The sequence below is a fragment of the Clostridium transplantifaecale genome, from assembly GCF_900626075.1.
In the GTDB taxonomy this organism is placed as follows: Bacteria; Bacillota; Clostridia; order Lachnospirales; family Lachnospiraceae; genus Otoolea; species Otoolea transplantifaecalis.
Genome location: NZ_UYZY01000005.1, coordinates 150,032 through 172,669 on the forward strand (window position 1 = coordinate 150,032; position 22,638 = coordinate 172,669).

At 44.9% G+C, this 22,638-nt stretch carries 22 protein-coding genes; 21 read left to right on the plus strand and 1 reads right to left on the minus strand.

Annotation, left to right across the window (positions count from 1 at the left end; translation table 11 throughout):
• The first annotated feature begins 146 nt into the window (after positions 1-146).
• Positions 147-2,606: an ATP-dependent helicase gene (locus EJL91_RS17985; RefSeq protein WP_125143362.1), complete on the plus strand. Its 2,460-nt coding sequence runs from the start codon at positions 147-149 to the stop codon at positions 2,604-2,606.
• Between the two features lie 109 nt (positions 2,607-2,715).
• Positions 2,716-3,003, plus strand: coding sequence for a DUF4366 domain-containing protein (locus EJL91_RS17990; RefSeq protein WP_125143363.1), 288 nt, complete (start codon positions 2,716-2,718; stop codon positions 3,001-3,003).
• Between the two features lie 158 nt (positions 3,004-3,161).
• On the opposite strand, the gene EJL91_RS17995 is transcribed toward EJL91_RS17990, so the two are convergent.
• Complete coding sequence (locus EJL91_RS17995; protein ID WP_125143364.1) at positions 3,162-4,259, minus strand: slipin family protein; 1,098 nt, start codon at positions 4,257-4,259, stop codon at positions 3,162-3,164.
• A gap of 712 nt (positions 4,260-4,971) precedes the next feature.
• Between EJL91_RS17995 and EJL91_RS24640 the strand changes: the two genes are divergently transcribed.
• The 19 genes from EJL91_RS24640 (at position 4,972) to EJL91_RS18095 (ending at position 22,618) form a co-directional block, all read left to right on the plus strand.
• A complete protein-coding gene (locus tag EJL91_RS24640; protein ID WP_164516879.1) occupies positions 4,972-5,136 on the plus strand; it encodes a hypothetical protein in 165 nt (54 codons plus the stop codon).
• Complete coding sequence (locus EJL91_RS18000; RefSeq protein ID WP_125143365.1) at positions 5,133-6,383, plus strand: helix-turn-helix transcriptional regulator; 1,251 nt, start codon at positions 5,133-5,135, stop codon at positions 6,381-6,383. The genes EJL91_RS24640 and EJL91_RS18000 overlap by 4 nt, the downstream gene beginning before the upstream one ends.
• A gap of 3 nt (positions 6,384-6,386) precedes the next feature.
• Positions 6,387-7,379 carry a WYL domain-containing protein gene (locus tag EJL91_RS18005; protein ID WP_125143366.1) on the plus strand — a complete coding sequence of 331 codons (993 nt, stop codon included), beginning with the start codon at positions 6,387-6,389 and terminating at the stop codon, positions 7,377-7,379.
• A gap of 194 nt (positions 7,380-7,573) precedes the next feature.
• On the plus strand, positions 7,574-8,968 hold the full coding sequence (rlmD, locus tag EJL91_RS18010) for a 23S rRNA (uracil(1939)-C(5))-methyltransferase RlmD (protein WP_125143367.1): 1,395 nt from the start codon (positions 7,574-7,576) through the stop codon (positions 8,966-8,968).
• Positions 8,969-9,198: 230 nt separating this feature from the next.
• Complete coding sequence (locus tag EJL91_RS24645) at positions 9,199-9,372, plus strand: hypothetical protein (protein WP_164516874.1); 174 nt, start codon at positions 9,199-9,201, stop codon at positions 9,370-9,372.
• Between the two features lie 690 nt (positions 9,373-10,062).
• Positions 10,063-10,431 carry a hypothetical protein gene (locus EJL91_RS18025; protein WP_125143368.1) on the plus strand — a complete coding sequence of 123 codons (369 nt, stop codon included), beginning with the start codon at positions 10,063-10,065 and terminating at the stop codon, positions 10,429-10,431.
• A 335-nt stretch (positions 10,432-10,766) separates the two neighbouring features.
• Positions 10,767-11,063 carry a hypothetical protein gene (locus EJL91_RS18030; RefSeq protein WP_125143369.1) on the plus strand — a complete coding sequence of 99 codons (297 nt, stop codon included), beginning with the start codon at positions 10,767-10,769 and terminating at the stop codon, positions 11,061-11,063.
• Between the two features lie 287 nt (positions 11,064-11,350).
• Positions 11,351-11,680 (plus strand): hypothetical protein, encoded by a 330-nt coding sequence (locus tag EJL91_RS18035; protein WP_125143370.1) that lies wholly within the window; start codon positions 11,351-11,353, stop codon positions 11,678-11,680.
• Positions 11,681-11,796: 116 nt separating this feature from the next.
• Positions 11,797-12,195, plus strand: coding sequence for a hypothetical protein (locus tag EJL91_RS18040; RefSeq protein ID WP_125143371.1), 399 nt, complete (start codon positions 11,797-11,799; stop codon positions 12,193-12,195).
• Between the two features lie 208 nt (positions 12,196-12,403).
• The gene (locus tag EJL91_RS25405; protein WP_243125483.1) at positions 12,404-12,553 is read left to right on the plus strand and encodes a nitronate monooxygenase; all 150 of its coding nucleotides are present in this window, start codon (positions 12,404-12,406) and stop codon (positions 12,551-12,553) included.
• 903 nt (positions 12,554-13,456) lie between these two features.
• Positions 13,457-14,128 (plus strand): response regulator transcription factor, encoded by a 672-nt coding sequence (locus EJL91_RS18055; RefSeq protein WP_125143373.1) that lies wholly within the window; start codon positions 13,457-13,459, stop codon positions 14,126-14,128.
• Positions 14,125-15,189 carry a HAMP domain-containing sensor histidine kinase gene (locus EJL91_RS18060; RefSeq protein ID WP_125143374.1) on the plus strand — a complete coding sequence of 355 codons (1,065 nt, stop codon included), beginning with the start codon at positions 14,125-14,127 and terminating at the stop codon, positions 15,187-15,189. Before EJL91_RS18055 ends, EJL91_RS18060 begins: the two co-directional genes overlap by 4 nt.
• 14 nt (positions 15,190-15,203) lie before the next feature.
• Positions 15,204-15,578 carry a hypothetical protein gene (locus EJL91_RS18065; protein WP_125143375.1) on the plus strand — a complete coding sequence of 125 codons (375 nt, stop codon included), beginning with the start codon at positions 15,204-15,206 and terminating at the stop codon, positions 15,576-15,578.
• A gap of 42 nt (positions 15,579-15,620) precedes the next feature.
• On the plus strand, positions 15,621-16,415 hold the full coding sequence (locus EJL91_RS18070; RefSeq protein WP_125143376.1) for an MATE family efflux transporter: 795 nt from the start codon (positions 15,621-15,623) through the stop codon (positions 16,413-16,415).
• 34 nt (positions 16,416-16,449) lie between these two features.
• Positions 16,450-17,004, plus strand: coding sequence for an MATE family efflux transporter (locus EJL91_RS18075; RefSeq protein ID WP_125143377.1), 555 nt, complete (start codon positions 16,450-16,452; stop codon positions 17,002-17,004).
• Positions 17,005-17,032: 28 nt separating this feature from the next.
• A complete protein-coding gene (locus EJL91_RS18080) occupies positions 17,033-17,956 on the plus strand; it encodes a hypothetical protein (protein ID WP_125143378.1) in 924 nt (307 codons plus the stop codon).
• Between the two features lie 75 nt (positions 17,957-18,031).
• On the plus strand, positions 18,032-18,193 hold the full coding sequence (locus EJL91_RS25000) for an AI-2E family transporter (RefSeq protein WP_243125484.1): 162 nt from the start codon (positions 18,032-18,034) through the stop codon (positions 18,191-18,193).
• 337 nt (positions 18,194-18,530) lie between these two features.
• On the plus strand, positions 18,531-19,601 hold the full coding sequence (locus EJL91_RS18090; protein ID WP_125143379.1) for an efflux RND transporter periplasmic adaptor subunit: 1,071 nt from the start codon (positions 18,531-18,533) through the stop codon (positions 19,599-19,601).
• Positions 19,598-22,618, plus strand: a complete 3,021-nt coding sequence (locus EJL91_RS18095; protein WP_125143380.1) for an efflux RND transporter permease subunit — start codon at positions 19,598-19,600, stop codon at positions 22,616-22,618. The genes EJL91_RS18090 and EJL91_RS18095 overlap by 4 nt, the downstream gene beginning before the upstream one ends.
• The last annotated feature ends 20 nt before the right edge of the window (positions 22,619-22,638 follow it).

A 22,638-nucleotide genomic window follows, 5' to 3' on the forward strand; every position in this document is an offset into this window, starting at 1 on the left:
AAGCACAGGTACCGCGGACAGCAGAACGAAAGAGGTTCGCATCGGTTACCGCCCCTGGACGGCCTGCACAGTGCATGCTGCGGAGCACGGAGGATACGGTAACTGACATCACCCTGAAGATGGAATCAGAAAAGGCGGTAGGAAACATGAACAAATACGAATTACTCAATCCGATGCAGCAGGAGGCGGTTTACCACACGGATGGCCCCCTTCTCGTGCTGGCGGGCGCGGGTTCCGGAAAGACCAGAGTTCTGACTCACAGGATTGCATATCTGATAGAAGAAAAAAAGGTAAATCCATGGAATATCATGGCGATCACTTTTACCAATAAGGCGGCGGCCGAGATGAGGGAGCGTGTGGACAAGATTGTCGGCTTTGGCTCCGAGAGCATCTGGGTGAGCACCTTCCATTCCTCCTGTGTGAGGATTCTGCGTCGTCATATCGAATATCTCGGCTACAGTACGAATTTTACAATTTATGACGGTGACGATCAGAAGACCCTGATGAAGCAGATATTCAAGAAACTGGATGTCGACACGAAACAGTTTAAGGAGAGGGCGGTTCTTGGCAAAATTTCTTCTGCAAAGGATGACATGATCACGCCGGAAGAATTCGAACTGAATGCAGGCGGAGATTTCCGTGAGAAGAAGGTTGCCCAGATTTATAAAGAGTACCAGAAAGAGCTGAAAAAAAATAATGCCCTGGATTTTGACGATCTGATTGTAAAGACCGTGGAGCTGTTCCAGAACGTGCCGGAGGTTCTTGATTATTATCAGGAGAGATTCCGTTACATAATGGTGGATGAGTACCAGGATACCAACATGGTCCAGTTTAAGCTGGTCGATCTGCTGGCTGCAAAATACAGGAATATCTGTGTAGTGGGTGACGATGATCAGTCGATTTACAAATTCAGGGGAGCCAATATTGAGAATATCCTGAGCTTTGAGAAGGCATTTCAGGGAGCGAAGGTCATCAAGCTGGAACAGAATTACCGCTCTACCCAGAATATCCTGAATGCGGCTAATGAAGTAATCCGTAACAACCGCGGTAGAAAAGACAAGACGCTCTGGACGGCCAATGACGAGGGAACCCAGGTGCGTTTCCTGCAATTCGACACGGCTTATGAGGAAGCGGAGGCGATTGTGAAGGATATACGCCGGGAAAAGGAAGATTCCGGATGCGAATATTCCGATTTTGCGGTGCTTTACAGGACGAATGCCCAGTCGCGTCTTTTAGAGGAGAAATGCATTCTTTACAGTATTCCGTACCGTCTGGTGGGAGGCGTTAACTTCTACCAGAGAAAAGAAATTAAGGACATTCTCTGCTATTTAAAGACGATCTCCAACGGGCAGGATGATCTGGCCGTACAGCGTATCGTCAATGTGCCAAAGAGGGGCGTCGGTGCGACGTCCATCGGAAAGGTAACGATGTTTGCCTCCGCCAACGGGATGAGCTTTTACGATGCGTTACTGCGCGTCAAGGGAATCCCGACCATGGGAAAAGCGGCGGATAAGATAGGCGTTTTCACGGAGCAGATCGAAGATTTTAAAGCGCGTATGCCGGAGATGACGATCCAGGAGCTGATTGAAGAAATTCTTGAAAACACCGGTTACAAAAAAGAGCTGGAGGCAGAGGGCGAGATTGAGTCGGAGACACGCCTCCAGAATATAGAGGAACTTATCAACAAGGCGGTCAGCTACAGCGAGAATGCGGAAGAACCGACGCTGGACGGCTTCCTGGAGGAGGTTGCGCTGGTTGCCGATGTGGATAATATGGATGAGTCGGAAAACCGGATTATTCTGATGACGCTCCACAGCGCCAAGGGACTGGAATTTCCGTATGTATATTTAAGCGGCCTGGAGGACGGACTGTTTCCAAGCAGCATGTCTATCATGTCGGACGACAAGGATGCGGTCGAGGAAGAACGCCGCCTCTGTTATGTAGGCATTACAAGGGCCAGGGAAAAACTGACGCTGACCGCGGCCAGACAGCGCATGACCAACGGCGAGACGAGATTTTCCAAGGTCAGCCGTTTTGTGGAAGAGATTCCTTCATGGCTGTTGGAACAGGTGGAGCAGCCGTCCGTATTCGGAAGGGCAGCCGGAAGATCCTGGGGAGGCGAAAACTCCGGGAACGGGGACGGATTTGGCGGTGCCGCATCCTCCGGCTGGGGCGGGAAGTCTTCCGGAGGAGAGGAGGCAGACCTGCCATGGAACCGTTCAGGCGGTATTACGACCGGATGGGGAGCATCCGCCGGCGGCCAGGGCGGAGCGGGAGAACGTAATTCCAGCGTTTCCATCGGCAGCAGAGCCGGATCAGCCGGCAGCTCCGGCGGCGGACGCGGTCTCAGCGCTTTTGGCCAGAAGCCAAATGCCTATGCCTCAAAGACGGCTCCGGGAGCCCCTTCCTTCGGAAAGGCATTTTCCGTACAGAAGGCATCTCACCTGCCGTATTCCGAGGGAGACCGGGTAAAGCATATGAAGTTCGGCGAGGGTACCGTTAAACAGATAGAGGACGGCGGCAAAGACTACGAGGTCACCGTAGAGTTCGAACGCGTAGGTGTCAAAAAAATGTTTGCATCTTTTGCCAAATTGATAAAATTGTAATAAAAATCTGTTTTTTATTCAAAATAAGATAGTAAAAACCTGACTTTGATGATATAATATAAAAGAAAAAACATCGGTGCAGGATCACGGAAGAAAGGATGTGGAACCTATGAATAAATTCGATATGATGGGTAAGGATGCATTATCTAAAGTGGAAGAGATCATGAACGCAACAAAGCTGAATGAGTTTTTACACAGAAAAGAAGAGGAAGAGAAGAAGAAAACCTGTATCCTCTGGATTCTTGCCATTATCGGTGTTGTAGCGGCTGTAGCAGCTATCGCTTACGGTGTTTACCGCTTCTTTACACCGGATTATCTGGAAGACTTCGAGGACGATTTTGAAGATGATTTCGACGACGATTTCTTCGAAGATGATGCAGAAGACGAGAAAGAGTAAGAAAAGTAACAAAGGATCGGCTCAGAAGGTACGTTAAGAGTGGCTGAGAGCATGAAATACGGAACGATAAAGTACAAGTATAGTAAATACGGATAAAGATAAAATATAAGATAACGGCAAGGATTACTCTATTATGAGTGCCTTGCCGTTTTTCGCTGTTACATTCCCGCCAGCTCGGAGAGCTGATCGAGGATACCTTTACCACCGCTCACGGAGATGCTGCCTACTTTATCGCAGATTCTCTCCAGATACTCCATCTCTTTCAGTTTCAGCAGTGTCTTGTTCTCATCCATCAGCCGGGCTGTGTTCAGCAGGCTTCTGGTGGAGGCTACCTCCTCGCGGCGCATGATGACATTAGCCTGGGCTTTTTTCTCGGCAACCAGGACTGTGTTCATGATGTCGCGGATTTCACCGGGAAGTATGATGTCTTTGATACCGGCGTTTACAATGCGGACGCAGTAATCCGACTCCCGCTCTTTGAGCTGTCCGCAGATGGAACGGCCGATCTCTTCCTTTTGAGCCAGCAGCTCATCGAGACGGAAACGGCCCACATACTCCCTGATGCAGAGCTGGGCTCCGGTGTAAAGCTGGGCGGATGCACCCTCGATCGTCTGCACAAGTTTTTCCGGATCGGTGATTCGGTAGCTGCAGACTACGTTTAAACGGATGCTTACCTTGTCGGCGGTCAGGATTTCCTGGCCCTGGATTTCGAGCTGCTGTACTTTCATATTGAAGATTTTGCAGGTCACCTCTTTACCGTAATTCCAGAAATACCAGGTACCCTGCTCCAGGCGCTTCTCAAACCGGCCGTCGAAGTACAGAAGGCCGATCTCACCGTCCTTGATTGCGATTTTTTTATAGAATTTCATCGGCATTAAATCGATGTAATATCTCGGCAGAGTCTGATCCATGTAGGGATTGGTGATATCTACCAGGCGGATTTCCACATCCTCATAGACATTCCAGTAGAGAGCCTCAGGGCCGGTAAGTACCTCTTTGAACGCTTTGTTTACAAAACGGATACCGAGACATTCGTCGGGAATCGTTACGTGTACGACTCTGTCCGCAAAAGCCTGATTTCTCAGCAGGATTTCAGCCGGGATACCGCAGGTGTCGACGCTGCCCGTCATTGGTACGGTTTTCAGTTCGTATCCCAGTCTCTTTATGTAATGGTAGCCGCCGGCGGTGAGAAAACTCTGAAATCTCCCGTCTTTTAACAGATAACCGCATTCTTGCTCTTTGATTGTATATTTCATACTACTACCTCCTTTAGAGTTTAAAATTTGTCACTTTGTTTTAATCGGATTTTTTGAGAATGGAAATGCCCCTTCTTCATCAGAATGCTGCGGACCGTTCGTTGAGGGACGGCGTTCCCCGTATGGAGACGGCGCCTCTAATCGGCGCTGTCCCGGAGCGGATTCTGCCGGGCCGGTATCCTGATTGGCACAGGCAGTTTCCGACTGCTTTCCGTGGAAATTGTCCGGCTTTGAAAAGTCCGCTGAGCGTCTTTTCTTTGCTGCACGATTTCTACAGAGTGCGGAAGGAGGGACATTTCTGATCCCTGGTGGTTTTGGTTTGGCCAACATCTTATCAGGATGTTCCAAAGTTTTAATGATTGCTATACCCGCTTAGCTACATGCTTTCGCAAGGAAGGATTCGAACCTCCGACACATCATGTGTTCCTGACTGCCCGGAATACCCTCCGTTCAGGGACGGCGGCACCGCGGAGGCTCCTGTGTGGAAAACCTCCCGCCCGTGAGACAGCCCGCCTGGCAGTTCCGTACCGGATTGCCATGGCTTAATAATAGAGGATAGAGGGAGAAAGATCATTTAAAAAAAGTTGCGAACTTCCTGAAAATGGTATTTCTCAAAAATAGATGTGTTCATATACCAGTGTGTATCTGAAAGCAGTTTGTTTCGGGATGCGCGACACACTTTGTGGGAGACTTTTTAGAAACGTTCTAAGATTTGACAACGGGAGGGGCAGACGTTAGACTAAAGACAAACAGTTACGGTTTTCCGGTAAAGGGAATGAAGATAAAGGGAATGAAGATAAAGGGAATGAAGATAAAGGGAATAAAGATAAAGGGAATAAAGATAAAGGGAATGAAGATAAGGGGATATGGAAGATGACGGAGTTTCAGGAACTGATAAAAAATTTTGACCGCATCCGCGATTATATGCGGCAGTTTTATATATACGGATTTAAGGTGCGGGGAGACTATGATAAGAAGAGCGCCAGAACCTATGATAATGAGAAGCGGAGGATTGAGAGCTGGCTCTCCGATTATATGGAATCGGAATATACCCAAAAGGGAAAACAGGTCTATATCAATGTGGACAGCAGGACGGTCAGCCAGAACCCGCTCTATGCCGCATGGAAGGCAAAAAGCTTTACAGACAACGATATTATGCTCCACTTTTTTATTCTGGACCAACTGTGCGGGCGGAGTGAGGGAATGAGCGCAGGAGAGCTGGGCGACAGGATAGCGGAGAGCTACGGGGTTGTCTTTGACAGCCAGACGGTTCGGCTGAAGCTAAAAGAATATGAGGAACTGGGGATTCTGGGAGCGGTGAAAAAAGGAAAATCGCTGGCGTATTTTCTAAAACCGTGCTTTTCAGAGAATACGGAGTACATGCCGGAACCGGAAACGTGGGAACATGTTTTGACGGCAGTAAAATTCTTTCAGGAGGCGGCCCCCTTCGGATTTCTCGGCAGCACCATTCTGGATCGGGAAAGTGCGTCCAACGATAGTTTTCAGTTTAAGCACCATTTTATCGTTCATACATTAGAGGACGGCGTGCTGTTTCATATTCTGGAGGCGATCCGGGAACGGCGGAAAATATCCTTTGTCAATAAGAGCAGCCGCAGCGGCAATACGTCGGTTATTAAGGGACTGCCCCTCAGAATCTTTGTAAGCGTCAGAACCGGACGGAGGTATGTATGCTGTTACCTGGAGAACAGGAGGCGGTTTATGAATTACCGGCTGGACTGTATCGAGCATGTCAAAATGGCGGAGGAATGCGGAGAATGTGAACAGTGGAAGGAACTGCTTAATAAGAATATCGCCCGGTGCTGGGGAGTCTCATTCGGAGGTCCCGGCCGGCTGGAAGAAATTCGGATGAAGGTGTACATTGATGAGGAAAAAGAAGATTACATATTGAACCGGCTCCGCCGGGAAGGGCGCGGAGGGGAAATTACCAGAACAGGGGAAAATGAATATCTCTACAGTGGCACATTTTTTGACACTAATGAGATGCTTTCCTGGGTTAAAACTTTCACAGGCCGGATTTTAGATATCGAGGGCAGCAACCCGGCTGCCATAGCCAAAGTAAAGCGGGATTGGGAACGGATGTACGAGATGTATTGTGAGGAGTAGGAAATGGAATTATTTGATAAAGTTTATAGCTGCTATTATCAGGTGGTAAGACAAATCCTGGCAGAGGCCAAGAAGCAGCCGCTGACGGAAAAGCAGATGGAGGCGCTGATAAGGAAATATGGATTTCAGGAGAGCGTTTTCGTGATTCTCCCTAAACTGCTGGACGGAGAGTGGGCGCTTTTGAAAAAAGAAAAGGAAGACAGCAGAACTTATTCCCCGGCCGTAGACGGAGAACTCCGCCCTGCCCTTACCCGGCTTCAGAAGAGCTGGTTAAAATCACTGCTGGCGGACAGAAGAATAGGCCTGTTTTTAGATGATCGGGAACGCGAGTGGGCGGATGAGGCCCTGAAAGATGTTATGCCTCTTTATAATGAGGCGGATTTTTACAATTATGACAGATACAGCGATGGGGACGACTATGAGTCGGAATTGTACCGGGAGAATTTCAGGACGGTACTGAATGCGCTTCAACAGGGGCGGGCTCTGTTCATCGCGTATGAGGGAAAACAGAAGGATACATTTACCTATGAGGTACTGCCGTACCAGCTTCAGTATTCTTCTAAAGACGACAAGTTCCGGCTCTGCTGCCGCCAGTATACGCACAGAAGTTTTTGCAGGGAAATCCTGCTGAACCTGGGCAGGATTCGGGCCTGCCATCCCTCAAACCGGGAAGTTTCAGAAAATGTGGAATCCTTCCGGTTCAAAAACGGCAGAAAATCGAAGGAACCCGTCGTGATAGAAATCAGCGGGGAGAGAAATTCACTGGAGCGATGCATGCTCCACTTTGCAAGCTATGAAAAACATACGGAATTTGACGGGGAGAAAAATACCTGCCGCTGTTCCATCTATTACGACAGGGCGGATGAGACGGAGCTGCTGATTGATATTCTCTCATTTGGCCCCGTAGTGCGTGTGCTGGGGCCGGAAGCTTTTTTAAACCTGGTCAGGGCCAGAGTGGGCAGGCAGCACAGGATGATGGGAGAGGAAGAAAGATAGTTACTGTTTGCAGCAAAGCCGCTTTCTGGCTGTGACGTGAACCGTAACAAAAGGCGGCCTGGGAGGACAAGATTAGCGGAATTTACTTTTCATCTACCCGGTTTTCGTGTATACTAAAGCATGTTTAAAGCGGCCTTAATAAGTTCTTGATGGCAGCGTTTCATATAGAATCAGAGAAGGAGTTAATTATAGAGATGAAAAAAGGCGAAGTATATGAGGGAATTGTGGAGAAAATTGAATTCCCGAACAAGGGAATTGTCAGAATAGAAGATGAGAAGGTAATCGTAAAAAACGCTCTTCCGGGTCAGAAGATCCGCTTTCTGGTCAATAAGAAGAGAAAAGGAAAATGTGAGGCCCGTCTGATTGAGGTTCTGGAACCTTCTGATATTGAGACGGAAAAGAAGGTATGTCCTCATTACGGAATCTGTGGCGGCTGTCTTTATCAGACCATACCGTATGAGAAACAGCTGGAGATCAAGAGGGAACAGGTGAAGGAACTGATTGACGGCGTATGCGGCGATTATGAATTTGAGGGGATCAAAGGAAGTCCCATCCCGGACTGTTACCGCAACAAAATGGAATTTTCCTTCGGCGATGAGGTGAAGGACGGCCCGCTGGCCCTTGGCATGCACCGCCGCGGAAGTTTCTACGATGTGGTGACTACCGGGGAATGTCAGATTGTGCACAAAGATTTCTGTGATATTCTTCTCTGTTCTAAACAGTATTTTGAGAAAAAAGGGACAAGCTTTTATAAGAAAATGCAGCATACGGGATATCTGCGCCATCTGCTTGTGAGACGGGCGGTTAAGACCGGGGAAATATTGATTGACCTGATTACGACAACCCAGATTGAGGCGGAGGAGGAGAAAGCGCTTCTGAACGGATGGATTCAGGAAGTCCTGGCCCTGCCTCTGGAAGGAACGATGGCGGGAATCCTGCACACGAGAAATGATTCCCTGGCCGATGCCGTGAAGGACGAGGGGACGGACATCCTGTATGGTCAGGATTACTTTTTTGAGGAGCTCCTCGGCCTGAAATTCAGGATCTCACCGTTTTCCTTCTTCCAGACTAATTCTCTGGGAGCGGAAGTGCTCTACGAGAAGACCAGGGAATACGTGGGCGATACAAAGGGAAAAGTGATTTTTGACCTGTACAGCGGAACCGGCACGATTGCCCAGATTCTCGCTCCGGTGGCCGAGAAGGTGGTTGGTGTCGAGATTGTGGAGGAGGCCGTGGAGGCCGCAAAGAAGAATGCGTTGTTAAACGGCCTGGAAAACTGCGAGTTTATCGCAGGAGATGTCCTGAAGGTGGTGGATGGGCTGGAAGATAAGCCGGAGCTGATCGTGCTTGATCCGCCGAGGGATGGAATTCATCCCAAGGCTATTGAGAAGATTATTGATTTTGGGGTCAACCGGATGGTGTATGTGTCCTGTAAGCCGACCAGTTTGGCGAGGGATCTGGTGATTTTGCAGGAGAGAGGGTATCGGGTGGAGAAGGTTTGTTGTGTGGATATGTTTCCGGGGACGGCGAACGTCGAGGCCGTAATTATGATGCGGAATTGTGGTTTGAATGGAAAAATAGAAGAATAAACCACAAGATATAGTGGCTTTGGAGAAAAAACGAGGCTAAAATTGAGCAAAAAACGGCCGATTTTAGCCTTTTTTTTCAATGATGTGAGAGCGATTTAAAGAGATATCAAGCGTAAGATGTTACTTGACCGTGAGCCATGATCTTCATTTTTGAGGAACATGGCTCACGGTCAATTTGTAAGATTTGAAGGACCAAAAGACGAAAATGTGAGGAAGGAGGTATCATGCCAATGAGAGATTATGAGGTGAACACCGCCGTGTTATTTCATACCGGTTTCGATGACATGGAATGCAACCGCCTGATGTTTGAGGGTATGAAAGATAAAATCGTCAATGAAAGGAAAGAAGGGGAGGACTTAAACTATTTGGAGTCGATGCTTCTAGAAGACAATGGTCAATGGTGATTCCAATCTAAGGCATTAAGCATGAGTGGTTTTAGTATATGCTGCATATCATCCTTTTTGTAGGCGTACTCTACCACCATCATTTCAAGTAACGCACGGATGCTGCAGTCATCTTCAATCTTGAAATGGATATATTCAGCGGCAAACGAGTTGGTAGCCGGGTCAAGCAAAAAATGAAATAACTTTGAGGTGGCAGACAGCATAGGGAGGTGCTCGTCTGAGCTACTTCTCCTACATCTGCTTTGAAGAAATTCCGCACCGTGCCAAGGCTGTTTATATGTACCTTAAAGACCGCTCCAACAAGGACGGCAAATGTGGCCCGCCATTGGCACCATGGATCGTGAACGCCACCTCTCCCGCAGAACGGTAAAGTTCACAGGCCATCGCCGATCTGGAGAAAGCAGGCAGGCTCACCAAGGGGAATCTCTGTGCTTTCGGTGGCGTGAGGTAAAATGCAGATCCAAAACGGATAGTAATACATATTAATGAGTCCTCTGGTTGCTCTGGTGAAGCTACACTTAGATTTAAGATTTTGAAATGCTAGAAGTGCCAACCGGTTTATAATATTTTAGATCTTGACAGGATATCTTTAATAATTCTCAAACAATTTTCAATCAATACAAGAACAATTAGGAGATAGAATACAAATATCAAGTGACAAACCATTAAAAATATTGGAGGAAATTTAGTATGGAGAAGAAAAATTTTGTATCACTAATTATGGGAACTGTCGGCGGTATTTTGTTCGCAGTTGGTATGTGCATGTGTATGTTGCCTGAATGGAACGCATTTTCTCAAGGCATTGTAATTTCTGCCGTAGGATTAGTTGTGCTGCTAGCAATGATGGTTGTTCGACGTAAAATGGAAGGGAAACCTGCAATCAAGTTAAATGCAAAAGTGCTTGGTACCATAACACTTGGTATTGTTGGAGCTTTAGCACTAGGAATTGGCATGTGTTTAACAATGGTGTGGGGTATGCTTGTATCTGGTATCATAGTAGGAATTATTGGTATCGTCTTACTGATGTGTTTAATTCCAATCTGCAAGGGATTAAAATAGAAAACTATGAAAGGTTTAAAAAATCTGTTCAGATAATAATCTTGAATTTAATAGGATGAAACAAGATGAAAATTCAAATCTTATCATTGGAAGAGAACTCTGTGCAGGAGCTCGCATGTTACCAGAATTCGATTAGGGAAAAAATTGCGGAACAATAGATATGGTTATATATGTAAAATAGTATAACTCAACGCAATAAACAATGTACACATGGGGGATGAAAAACATGATTCCGTATTTTGACTGCTTTATCAGCTACCTTAGTGAATCGCAGCAATTGTAATTGTTATAATGAGGTTAAATAAAAATACTAAAATTAGAAGGAGATTATAAAAATGGCTAAATCAAAGCTGGTTGAAGTAAATGAGAAGATTGCAGAGGGCGTAGTTAGTGGTTATAAGAAAATAGAGGAAGGCGTTGTCCAAGGCTATCAGAAAATGGAAGATGGCGTAGTTGGCAGTTTTACAAAAGTGACGGATAAATTTGTGGAATCATTTTTAACAAAGGATGTGGAATCAATCGAGGAGGCAAAACTGCGCATGACAGAGGCACAGGATGCCCGAGAAGCGGCCAAAAAGGCAGCAGAAGAGAAACATGCTGCACATCCTAACTATAAACACGAGAGTAAATAATGCAAATAGATATTAATAGAATACAGACCGAATTACAGAGAATTATATCTTTGTGATTCGGTCTTTTTAATTCGATTATTGGTATTTCCAGTAAGAAGTAACATATTGAGTCGGTGCGTTCAACTTTAAATGTAGAAGAGTAATTAATTATTCTCAAACAAAACTCGAATAGTATCAAAATATAGACATGGTAATCTATCAACATGATTAACAGAGGGGAGGTGAATGGGGAAACAAATACTTATATAAGACAGGTACAGAAAACATAAAATGAGAGGAGATTATTTATGAAATTATTTGAAAGTATTGACTGGCTGTTAATAGGAACTAAGTATTTATCTTGGTCCATAGGCCTGATTGGGATTATAGGGTCTGTAATTTTATTTTTTGTAAATATTCCGCTGGGGATCGGATCGGCAATGGTATTTGCAGCCACATTTTTTTTGGCTATTTCCGTTACACTCCTGTTACTTCCGAGTCGATTTGCAAAGGGGAGATTGGAGGGAAATAAACGTTATATTACAGGCGCAATTACGTTTGTGATTGCTTTGGTTATTATGTTTGCTGTTTGGAATGTAAGCGGTGGATTTCCAAACCTGAACTTAATCTTTGCGTAAAATATATGATAGTGAATAATCAATATTTGGAGGGGCTGGTACTCTCCATTGATTTCAGAACAATGCATGACATGCGCCATAAAACAGATTACAAAGCGGAGTAGGAATATTTGTTCATGCTTGAGGGTCAGAATTACGTTCTCTATCAGCCGGAGCAAGGAAAATTTGTAAGACGGGGTAATGATAAATATCAGCTTGAATATGTAAAGGAAGCGACAAATGGATTTAAGGAGTATGTAGAAAAATCCAGGCTTACCCTGGAGAACACACCAACCGGGCAGGCATCTGTTGCGGGAAGAACTTGTGATATTTATTCGATCTCTATAAAATTTGCTAACTTTGAACAAAGATATCAGTATGCGGTTGATCAGGAAACATTTGCCTGTTTGGAAGTAAAGAGCGAAGAGAGCATATCCGGTTTTGAGAAATCCGGAAGCGGTAGCTTTACTTGCATCAGATTTGATATAGATCAGATTGATTTACAGAAAGAATTATTGGACAACAAAAGTTTATAAAAACTGAGAAACAGAGGGGATTTTTTGGGAAATATAATTTCTTATCTGCATTGGAGGGGGGACTTAACATGGTTAGAAGCACCTTTTAATGAGGTGGACAATCTAATTTTGTCTTGTTTATCTTATTTTGATTTTGAGGGTATTGTACCGGGAGCAGAAGAAAATCCAGTTTCCTTAAAACAAGCGGCAGTTCGAAATTCCATTATTTATTGGAGGCGGTGTCTTCACATCACAGGATAAAGAACACTTTTTAAGTTTGGGAGCGGATGGTGTGCAGGTTGGGACACGCTTTATAGCGACAGAAGAATGCGACGCCATAACCCAACAACCGCAAAATATTGTATATCCCAGGCTTTAATTAATGCGGTTAAGGGAGATGTGGAAAACGGGTTGATCTTTTGCAGTGCAAAAGTAGGACAGATTAAACGGATACAGACGGTCAGGCAGGTAATGGAAGAGCTGGGAGTATAGGAGGAGTGTTTGTGGAAGATATTTTATATGAAAAGCTGAAGAGGACTGATATTACCATTGGGTAAAAATAAGACATGTCATAATTAATATGATTCAAACAATACTCGAATCAATCTAAAACAAAAGGGAGGTATAGTATCATCATAGTAACTTTTGAGTGCAAATAAGAAAGTGAGCAAAATTATGAAAACAATTCTGAAGGCAGTGGCATGTATTTCTATGATTGGTCTGGTTGTATATTGTGTTAAAACATTCTGGGAACGGCATCAGGAAAAGAATTATTGCTAAGAAGCAATGATAGAATGATTATGGGGAGATGGCGGCTTGGACATTAGGAGAAAAGAAATTTATTTTGACTTATTAAAACAAATGGAGGAAAATCCAAACCTCCAGGAAATGAAAAAATATCCGCAGCATGGAACAAATAATTGTTTTCAGCACAGTCACAATGTCGCGGTATATAGTTTTTTTCTTGCCGTAAGAAACGCCAGGGAGCATTTTATACTGGATAGAAAAACGGAAAATATCATAAACAGTCATATGTGGCCTTTACCATTTTCTGAGATGCCGAAATCAAGAGAGGCAGTACTGGTGAATCTGTCCGATAAGTTTTGTGCCTATCAGGAGATGAATAGGGGGATGCGGTCGATTGAACAGATGTCAGGTAAGTCGATTTTCCTACAGTCAGTGGACGGAAGGGAAAAGAAATTTTAATAATTCTCAAACAATTGGTATGGTATACTCTAGGCAGAAGTTATGCTATACGTGTATGATGGAAGGAGAAATTACTATGATCCATATCTTAATTGTGGAGGACGATTCCGGGTTGAATCAGTTTGTCTGTTCTTATTTGAATAACAGCGGTTTTATGGCAAAAGGCTGCTTAAATGCCCAGGATGCCTATGATGAAATGTACAACAGTATTTATGATTTGATTATATCGGATATTATGATGCCGGGGATTGATGGGTTTGAATTTGCAAAATCAGTCAGGCAGGTGAATAAGACAATTCCCATTCTGTTCATGTCGGCAAAGGATGATTTATCTTCCAAGCAGAAGGGATTTCAGTTCGGGATTGATGATTACATGGTAAAACCGATTGAAGTTGAGGAGCTGCTTCTGCGCGTGCGTGCCCTTTTGCGCCGGGCCAACATTGAAATGGAACGGAAACTGACCATTGGCAATCTGGTGCTGGATGCTGATGCGGTGACTGCCGTTGTGGATCAGACAGAGATCGCAGTTACGACCAGGGAGTTTAATATCCTGTATAAGCTGCTTTCCTATCCCAATAAAACATTTTCCAGAGGGCAGCTGATGGATGAATTCTGGGGGGTGGAAAGTGACATCGGGCTGCGGGCGGTTGATGTATATATCACGGGGATCCGTAAAAAGTTTTCCGATTGTGATGGTTTTCAACTCAAAACTGTCCGTGGGCTTGGGTATAAGGCGGTGCTGCAATGAATGAGAAACGAGCGGAACTCCGCTACAAAAGAAGCTTGTTTTCCATACGGTCTTATATATTTTATTTTCTCCTGATTGCTTTTGCAATTACTTGCTGCTTACTGCTGTTTTTGAGTCATTTGGAAGTGGATTATGGAAGTGTTTACGAAAGCGGTAAGCTGACCGCGGCAAATGTGGTATTAATCAGTCTTATCATTACCGTTTTAGATGGAATATACCATAAAATAACATTGGAGTATCCCATGAAACGTCTGTTAAAGGCTTCACAGACCTTGATAGAAGGTGATTTTTCTGTGCGGATTCCCCTTTCCCATGGGTATGACAGCAGGAATCAGCTTGATGTACTGATTGAAAATTTTAACCGGATAGCGGAGGAATTATCCAGTGTGGAAACGCTGAGGACTGATTTTATCTCCAATGTATCTCATGAAATTAAGACACCACTGTCAGCGATGCAGAATTATGCTTCTTTACTGCAGACAGAAGACCTTTCGGAAGAACAAAAGAAAGAGTATGCAGGAACAATTGTCGATGCCTGCCGTAGACTGACAGGGCTGATTACAAATATTCTAAAGCTTAATAAGCTGGAAAATCAACAGATATTTCCAGAAACAGAGGAGTTTGACTTAGACACACAGCTGTCAGAGTGTATTTTAAACCTGGATGAGGTGCTGGAACGGCAGAATCTGGATGTGGTGGTAGAGCTGGAGGAACGGGTAAAGGTAAAATCTGACGCAGAGCTGTTAAGTCTGGTCTGGAATAATCTTTTGTCCAATGCCATAAAATTCACACCGCCCGGCGGACAGATTGGGATCAGCATGAAAACAGAGGATCATATGGCAGTAATTAAAATCTGGGATACAGGATGTGGAATCAGCAGCGAGGTAGGAAAACGGATCTTTGAGAAATTTTATCAGGCAGATGGTTCCCATGCAACACAAGGGAATGGTCTGGGTCTTGCGCTGGTAAAACGGGTGGTGGATATTGTCGGGGGCGATATTTCTGTTGAAAGCGAATTAGGAAAGGGAAGTACCTTTACGGTACATCTTAAGAAATCATAGGAGGTTTCTATATTATGGAAGAAAACGAAAAGAAATTTATATATACGTATTCTGCGGGAGAGCAGGAAGAAATTAAAAATATTCGCCGAAAATACATTCCGCCAGAGGAAAATAAGATTGAACAGCTGAGAAAACTGGATGAAAGCGCTACAAAAAAGGGTACGATTTTTTCACTTATTTTAGGCATTGTCAGCGCACTGGTATTGGGAATTGGTATGTGCTGCACTATGGTATGGGCGGATACTCTATTCATTCCAGGCATTGTGATCGGAGTGATAGGGCTTGCAGGAATTGGGGCGACCTATCCGCTGTATGTACGTATTACAAAAAAACAGCGGGAAAAATTAGCACCAAAAGTTATGGAACTTACCAATGAACTGATAAAGTAACCTGCACTTTTCGTATGGTGAAAATGATGAAAGTGTGCAGAAATGAAAGGAATAGATTTATCACAAGGTAATATTAATAAATTAGTGGTGCGGACTGCAGTCCCTATGGTGGTCGCACAGCTTGTCAGTATGCTCTATAATATTGTTGACCGTATTTTTGTAGGAAGAATACCGGGTATCGGAGCCGTAGCTCTGGGTGGTGTAGGAATTTATCTGCCTGTCAATATTATATTTATGGCAGTCAGCCTGCTATTCGGAGGAGGAGGTGCTCCCCAGGCAGCCATTGCACTTGGGACTGGGGATAAGAAAAAGGCAGAGAAATATCTTGGTTACTGCTTTCTTCCTCTGGTGGCGGCAGGAGTATTGTTCAGCGTTTGTCTGTATTTTTTTGGAGAACAGATTTTGCCTCTGTTTGGCGCTACAGAAACCAATCTTCCCTATGCACTCACCTATGTGCGAATTATCTGTGTTGGAATCCCGTTTTCCATGCTGATTACCGGTATGAATATATTTATCAATACCCAGGGAAAAACATTTGTCGGCATGATAAGTGTCATCATGGGCGCAGTGATTAACATCGTATTAGACGCAGTATTTATTCTTGTTTTGGATATGGGAGTTGCGGGAGCGGCATGGGCGACCGTAATCGGGCAGATGGTTTCGTCAATATGGGTCATTGGGTATCTTGTGTCTCCTCATTCATTGATCCGTATCAGAAAATCAAATATGATTCCGGATTTAACGACACTTGGAAGTAATCGTATCTTTGGGGATTTCAAATTTTATAACGACAGGAGCGGAGAGTATTGTCAATATTATTTTAAATTATTCCCTTAAGAAATATGGTGCAACGGCACTGACGGGGTATGCAATGGATGGAGCGACACTTGCCATTTCAGTCGGAACGATTGTTACAGTGACCTCTTCCTTCATCAGACAGCCAATTAACGGGTTTTGTCAGGGGCTTCAGCCTGTCATTAGCTATAACTTTGGAGCGGGAAAGCATGAACGTGTCCGTCAGGCCATTAAATGTTCCATCTTGATAACGACCGCTTACGCTGCAGTTTTGTGGCTATTTATGATGGTGGTGCCGGGAAGATTTTCCCAGATGTTCACAGAAAGCGGAGATGTGATCGGAGTTTCTATGAATCTGATCAGAATCTATATCTTTGGTATGATATTTGCCGGAGTGCAGTCTACGCTCATCCAGTCCTTTGTTGCCAGAGGAATGAAAAAGCAATCTCTTTTTGTATCAGCATTCAGTAAATGCCTGTATGTACCATTTCTTTTAATACTTCCGGCAATAGTGAAACCGGCATTCAGTATGCCGGCTATTTACGGAGCACAGGCGATTACGGATGTGATAGGGGTATTGTTTATTGTGATACTCTATAAAAAAGAACAGAGAACAGGAATGGCAATCTAGTGGTAGTTGTTTGAAATGGGGGCAGAATATGAAACTAAACTTGCCGGAAAAAAGTAATAAAAAGTTTGAACTGCCGAGACTTTCTGGGGGATTCCGTCTGATGCTCTATGGCGTTACTGTACTATGCAGTGCATGTTCCCTGCTGGAGACAATGGGGAGCCATTTAGGAGATGCGGCTGACATGGCCATCTATGTGGCAGCTGGTTGTGGGGTACTGTTATCCGGTTATTATTTGTATTACGATCTGACAGTAGGAATAAAAAAAATGGTCAAGGATGTGAGGGATAAGTATGCTTTGGCAGATCGGATTTACGGAGATTATCACTACCGTACTGTCCTGTTTACGACATTTTCATTTCTGATTAATGTTTTCTATGCAATCAGTAATGGTATTTTTGGCTGGTTTCAGCATTCAGCATGGCTGGGAACTCTTTCTGCCTATTACTTGGTTTTAAGTGTAATGAGGTTTGGGTTGATTCGATATGGCTGGAAGATATCAGACAAGCAGACTGACAGAAAACTAAAGCTGAGAGAGATCCGGATATACCGTAATATTGGTATTTTAATGTTAATGAATACGATTGTATTAGATGGAGCGGTGCTTCTTCTGGTACATAGTGAAGGTGGAAAAAGCTATCCGGGAACTTTGGTTTTTGCGGTTGCAGCCTATACTTTTTACAAAATTATTATGTCAGTCATACATATGGTAAAAGCGAAACGACTGAAATCGCCGCTTTTGGTGGCTGTCCGTAATATTGGTTATGCGGATGCGCTGGTGTCCATGTTATCCCTGCAGACTGCGATGCTTGTTTCTTTTAGCGACGGAGTGCTGGATCCAAGAAGGCTGAATGGAATTTCAGGGGCAGCTGTCTGCGTGATTGTATCTTTTGTTGGAATCTATATGATATATTCCGCAGACAAGCAAAAAAAACTGTTGCTGGAGGAAAGCTAATCAGTTATAAAGTATAAAACCTGTCTCAAATTGGCAATGGAAGCCGTTTTGGGCAGGTTTTTTTGTGCGGCGATTATGTGTCTGCTGGGAAATTTTCCTGTGGGCCTGGGACTGTTGATTCTTTATGTTGTTATTACAGCCATTCGTAATATATTGGAGCCTAAAATTGTAGGCAAACAGATAGGACTTCATCCGTTGGCAACACTTATATCTATGTTTGTGGGATCATTGGATTGATTGTATTTCCTGTTGCGCTTTCTATTCTTTCTAGTATGGGGAAAGAAAAAATTATATATATTTTTAATAGAGAGTAATATGCCATAAAAATAACGATAGGTACATTTGAATCCTCCTGTTATTCGGTCTGCTTTATTAAAGCAATATTCAAATTAATATCAAATAAGGAAAGGATAGAATGATAACAACAAGGAGTTGGATTACGGCAGCTTAAGATGACAATTAATAAAACTCAAACAATATTCGATTATAATTCAAACAATGAATTGATAGAATCCATATAGCGGATAAGCGTTAATCCAGACATTTATAAATAGGTTTATAGAAAGGGAAAATTATGAAAAAGAAGGTTTTAATTGCCGGTGCAGTTGTGGCAGCCGCTTTTGTTGTAGTGCTTGGGTGCGGATTGTTTCGCCATACGGAGGAGGCAGAAGCAGCAGCTTTGCCAAATGTGGAGACGGTTCAGCCTCATATAGGCAGCATTTACTTAACTACAGATCTGACCGGAACGGTGGAGCCGGAAGAGGTCATTTATATCTATCCTGAGGTGACTGGTACGGTAACGGATGTTTCCATAAAGGCAGGGGACATCGTTGCCCGGGGACAGCTGCTCTGTGTCATTGACACAAAGCAGGTAGAGAGTTATAGAAATACACTGGAAACCGCTGAACTGGCATTGAAGGAAGCACAGACGGAGCTGACAAGGCAGCAGGTACTGTACAGCAGCGGAGGCATTTCACAGCAGGTATATGAAAGCTATGTGAATACAGCGGAGCGCGCACGTCTGTCCTGTGAACAGGCAAGACGTAATTATGAAAATCAGGTTTCCTACAGCCAGATAACCGCACCGATTAATGGAGTGGTGGAGAGCTGTGACGCAGAAGTATTTGACAAGGTTTCGCCTTCCGCCCCTCTTTGCGTAATCTCCGGTGAGGGAGATAAGGTTATTTCCACCGGATTGACGGAACAGATGAAGGATGCTGTCCGGATTGGGGATGAAATCAAAGCGGAGAAAAACGGCCGTATTTATAGAGGACTGATATATGAAATCAGTACGATGGCGGATTCATCAAATGGACTTTATAAAACAAAATGCAGAATAGAAGGGGAAAATCCTTTATCAACCGGCTCAGTGGTAAAAATGTCTTTTGTCTCGGAACGCGCCGAGCAAGTGATGACCGTACCGGTGGACGCGGTCTACTATGAAAATGGAAATCCTTATGTATATACTTATGATAATGGAACCGTACATAAAATATTTATCGAAACCGGAATTTATGATTCCGAACAGATGGAGATCCGGTCAGGACTGGAAAATGGAAGCCAGGTAATCGTGACCTGGAGTCCCGAACTTTATGAAGGCGCCTTAGTGGAGCGCAAACAGGCGGGAGGCGAAGAGGAAGAATGACAGGTTTGACAAAATATGTACTAAAACGTCCTCTTACCGCAATCATGGCGGTACTCTGTCTGGTTGTATTTGGATTCTCGTCTGTTATGAATACAAAAACAGAAATCACTCCGGAAATGAATATGCCTATGCTGATTATCCGAACGGTCTATTCAGGGGCGAATCCGGAGGATGTGGATGAACTGGTAAGTAAAAAGATCGAGGATGCAGTTGGTGCTTTAAGCGGTGTGAAAAATGTAACATCGACATCATCAGAGAGTATGTCTATGGTTATGGTGCAGTATGATTACGGACAGGACATCGATGAGGCATATGATGATTTAAAGAAAAAGGTGGATGCCGCGGTTTCTGAACTGCCGGCCGGAGCAAATGAACCGGTAATTATTGAGATGGATTCCTCCTCCCAGGCAGATATTACCCTGTCGGTCAGCAATGAAGCCAGAGATAACCAGTACAGCTATGTTAATAATGAAATTGTACCGGAATTAGAAAAGATCTCTAATGTGGCAGAGGTCAGCATTGCCGGAGGAAGCGAGGATTATGTAAAAATTGAAATAATTCCGGATGCCATGGCTCAATATCATTTGTCTCTGCAGTCTATTTCTGCGGATATTGCGGCGGCCAGCGTAACGATGCCGGGCGGTTCTGTAGAAATGGGCAGAAAGGAATTGTCCCTATCCACCCGTCTGGATTTTGAAACGGAAGAAACCTTAAAAAATATTCCGCTCACTGCAGCCGGACAGAATGTCGTATATCTGGGAGATGTGGCGAACATATACACAACCTATGACGAAGAGGGCAGCATTGCACACTATGACGGACATGATACCGTTTCTGTCATGCTGACAAAGCAGCAGAGCTCTACCGCAGCGGAGCTTTCCGCAGCGGTGACGGATGTGGTCGAAAGCCTGACGGCGTCCGATCCCGATCTGGAGATCGTGATTGTCAACGACAGTGCGGACGATGTCCGGGATTCCATCATGTCGGTTGCGGAAACGCTGGTCCTGGCCGTTATTATTTCCATGATCGTGATCTGGCTGTTTTTCGGTGATTTAAAAGCATCTGCCATTGTCGGCAGCTCCATACCGTTCTCCATTCTGGCGGCCCTGATCCTGATGAAATGCATGGACTTTTCCTTGAACTTGATTACGATGGCGGCCTTGACCATGGGCGTTGGCATGATGGTGGATAACTCTATTGTTGTGCTGGAAAGCTGCTTCCGGGTTTCTGAGGAAAAGGATAAGGGATTGCTCGGTTATACTCAGGCAGCACTTGAAGGCACCGGGATTGTGGGAATGTCGGTATTCGGTTCTACACTTACCACCTGTGTCGTGTTCCTGCCGCTGGCATTTTTAGGGGGCATGGCGGGGCAGATGTTTAAGCCGTTGGGCTTTACGATTTGTTTTTGTATGGCGGCTTCGTTAATCTCCGCTATCACCATTGTTCCGCTGTGCTATATGCTTTATAGACCAAAAGAGAAGCGAAAGGCTCCCTTTTCCCATCCGATTAACCGGCTTCAGCAGGAATACCGCCGTGTTATGAAAAGAATTCTCCCGAAGCGTAAGACGGTTATGGTGCTCTGCGTTCTCTTTCTGGTGTTTTCGTTCTTGCTGGCATCAAAATTGGGTATACAGCTGATTAGCTCCGACGATCAGGGGCAGGTGCTGATTACGGTACAGATGCAGCCCGGACTTAAGACAGCGGAACAGGCCCGGATTCTGAACACAGTGGAGGAGCAGATTGCAGGTTATGAGGAATTAGAATCCTATATTACGAGTATGGGAGAAAATGATTCAGAAGCGTCAGTTGTCGCTTATCTGATGGCGGGACGAAAGACAAAAACCAGAGACGTGGTAAAGCTTTGGGATAGACAGCTTTCCGAAACACCTGACTGCAATATCACCGTGGAGGAAAATACCCAGACGGCTTCCATGAATATGGATATGGACAGCTATGAATTGATTCTGCAGGGAACCGACTATGAAGAGCTGAAATCTGCATCTTCGGAAATCGTGAAGGAGCTGATGAAACGGGAGGAACTCACCAGAGTCCACTCAACACTGGAAAATTCCGCGCCGGTTCTCGCCGTGTCGGTAGATGCGGTAAAAGCAAAGGCTGCGGGAATATCTCCCGCGACAATCGGCGCCAGTGTGTACGAGGCGACCAATGGAGCCGTTCCCACGACGTTGACGGTAAACGGAAATGATGTGGATGTGAAGGTGCGCTATCCCAAAGAGATATACCGGACTGTGGACCAGATTAAAACGATGGTGCTGACGCTTCCGGGCGGTAGTTACATTTCTCTAAACGCGGTGGCGGATGTTCATTTCGAGGACAGTCCGGCATCTATTTCCAGAAAAAATAAACAGTATCAGGTGACAATTACCGGAGATTATGCGGAGACTGCCGGTCAGACCGATGTGTCCGTTCTAAACCGGGAGGCGGTGCTGCCCCACATGACATCCGGCGTGAGCATGGGTTCCAGTATGGCGGCGGAAATGCAGGGAGATGAATTGAGCTCTCTCGTGTCGGCCGTCATGACAGCTATATTCCTGATCTTTGTTGTGCTGGTCTCCCAGTTTGAATCAATCCGTTATGCTGTTATGGTCATGCTGACCATCCCATTCTCCCTGATTGGCTCCTTCGGACTGATGTATCTGACCGGATGTGATTTAGGCATGGTGTCGATTCTTGGCTTCCTGATGCTGGTGGGGACTGTGGTAAATGCGGGAATTCTCTATGTTGACACAGTATCTCAGTATCGGCTTACGATGGATTTGGATACTGCGCTGATTGAAGCGGGAGCAACCCGTCTGCGGCCAATTCTCATGACAACGTTGACGACAATTGTATCGATGGTGCCGATGGCCCTGGCACTGGGAAACTCCGGGCAGATGATACAGGGGCTTGCCATCGTAAATATCGGAGGCCTGACGGCTTCCACGCTGTTAAGCCTCCTGATGCTGCCGGTTTATTATAGTATTATGAGTAAAAAGAAATCAGGTGCTCAGCCATAATCCAGCCGTAAATGCTTGTG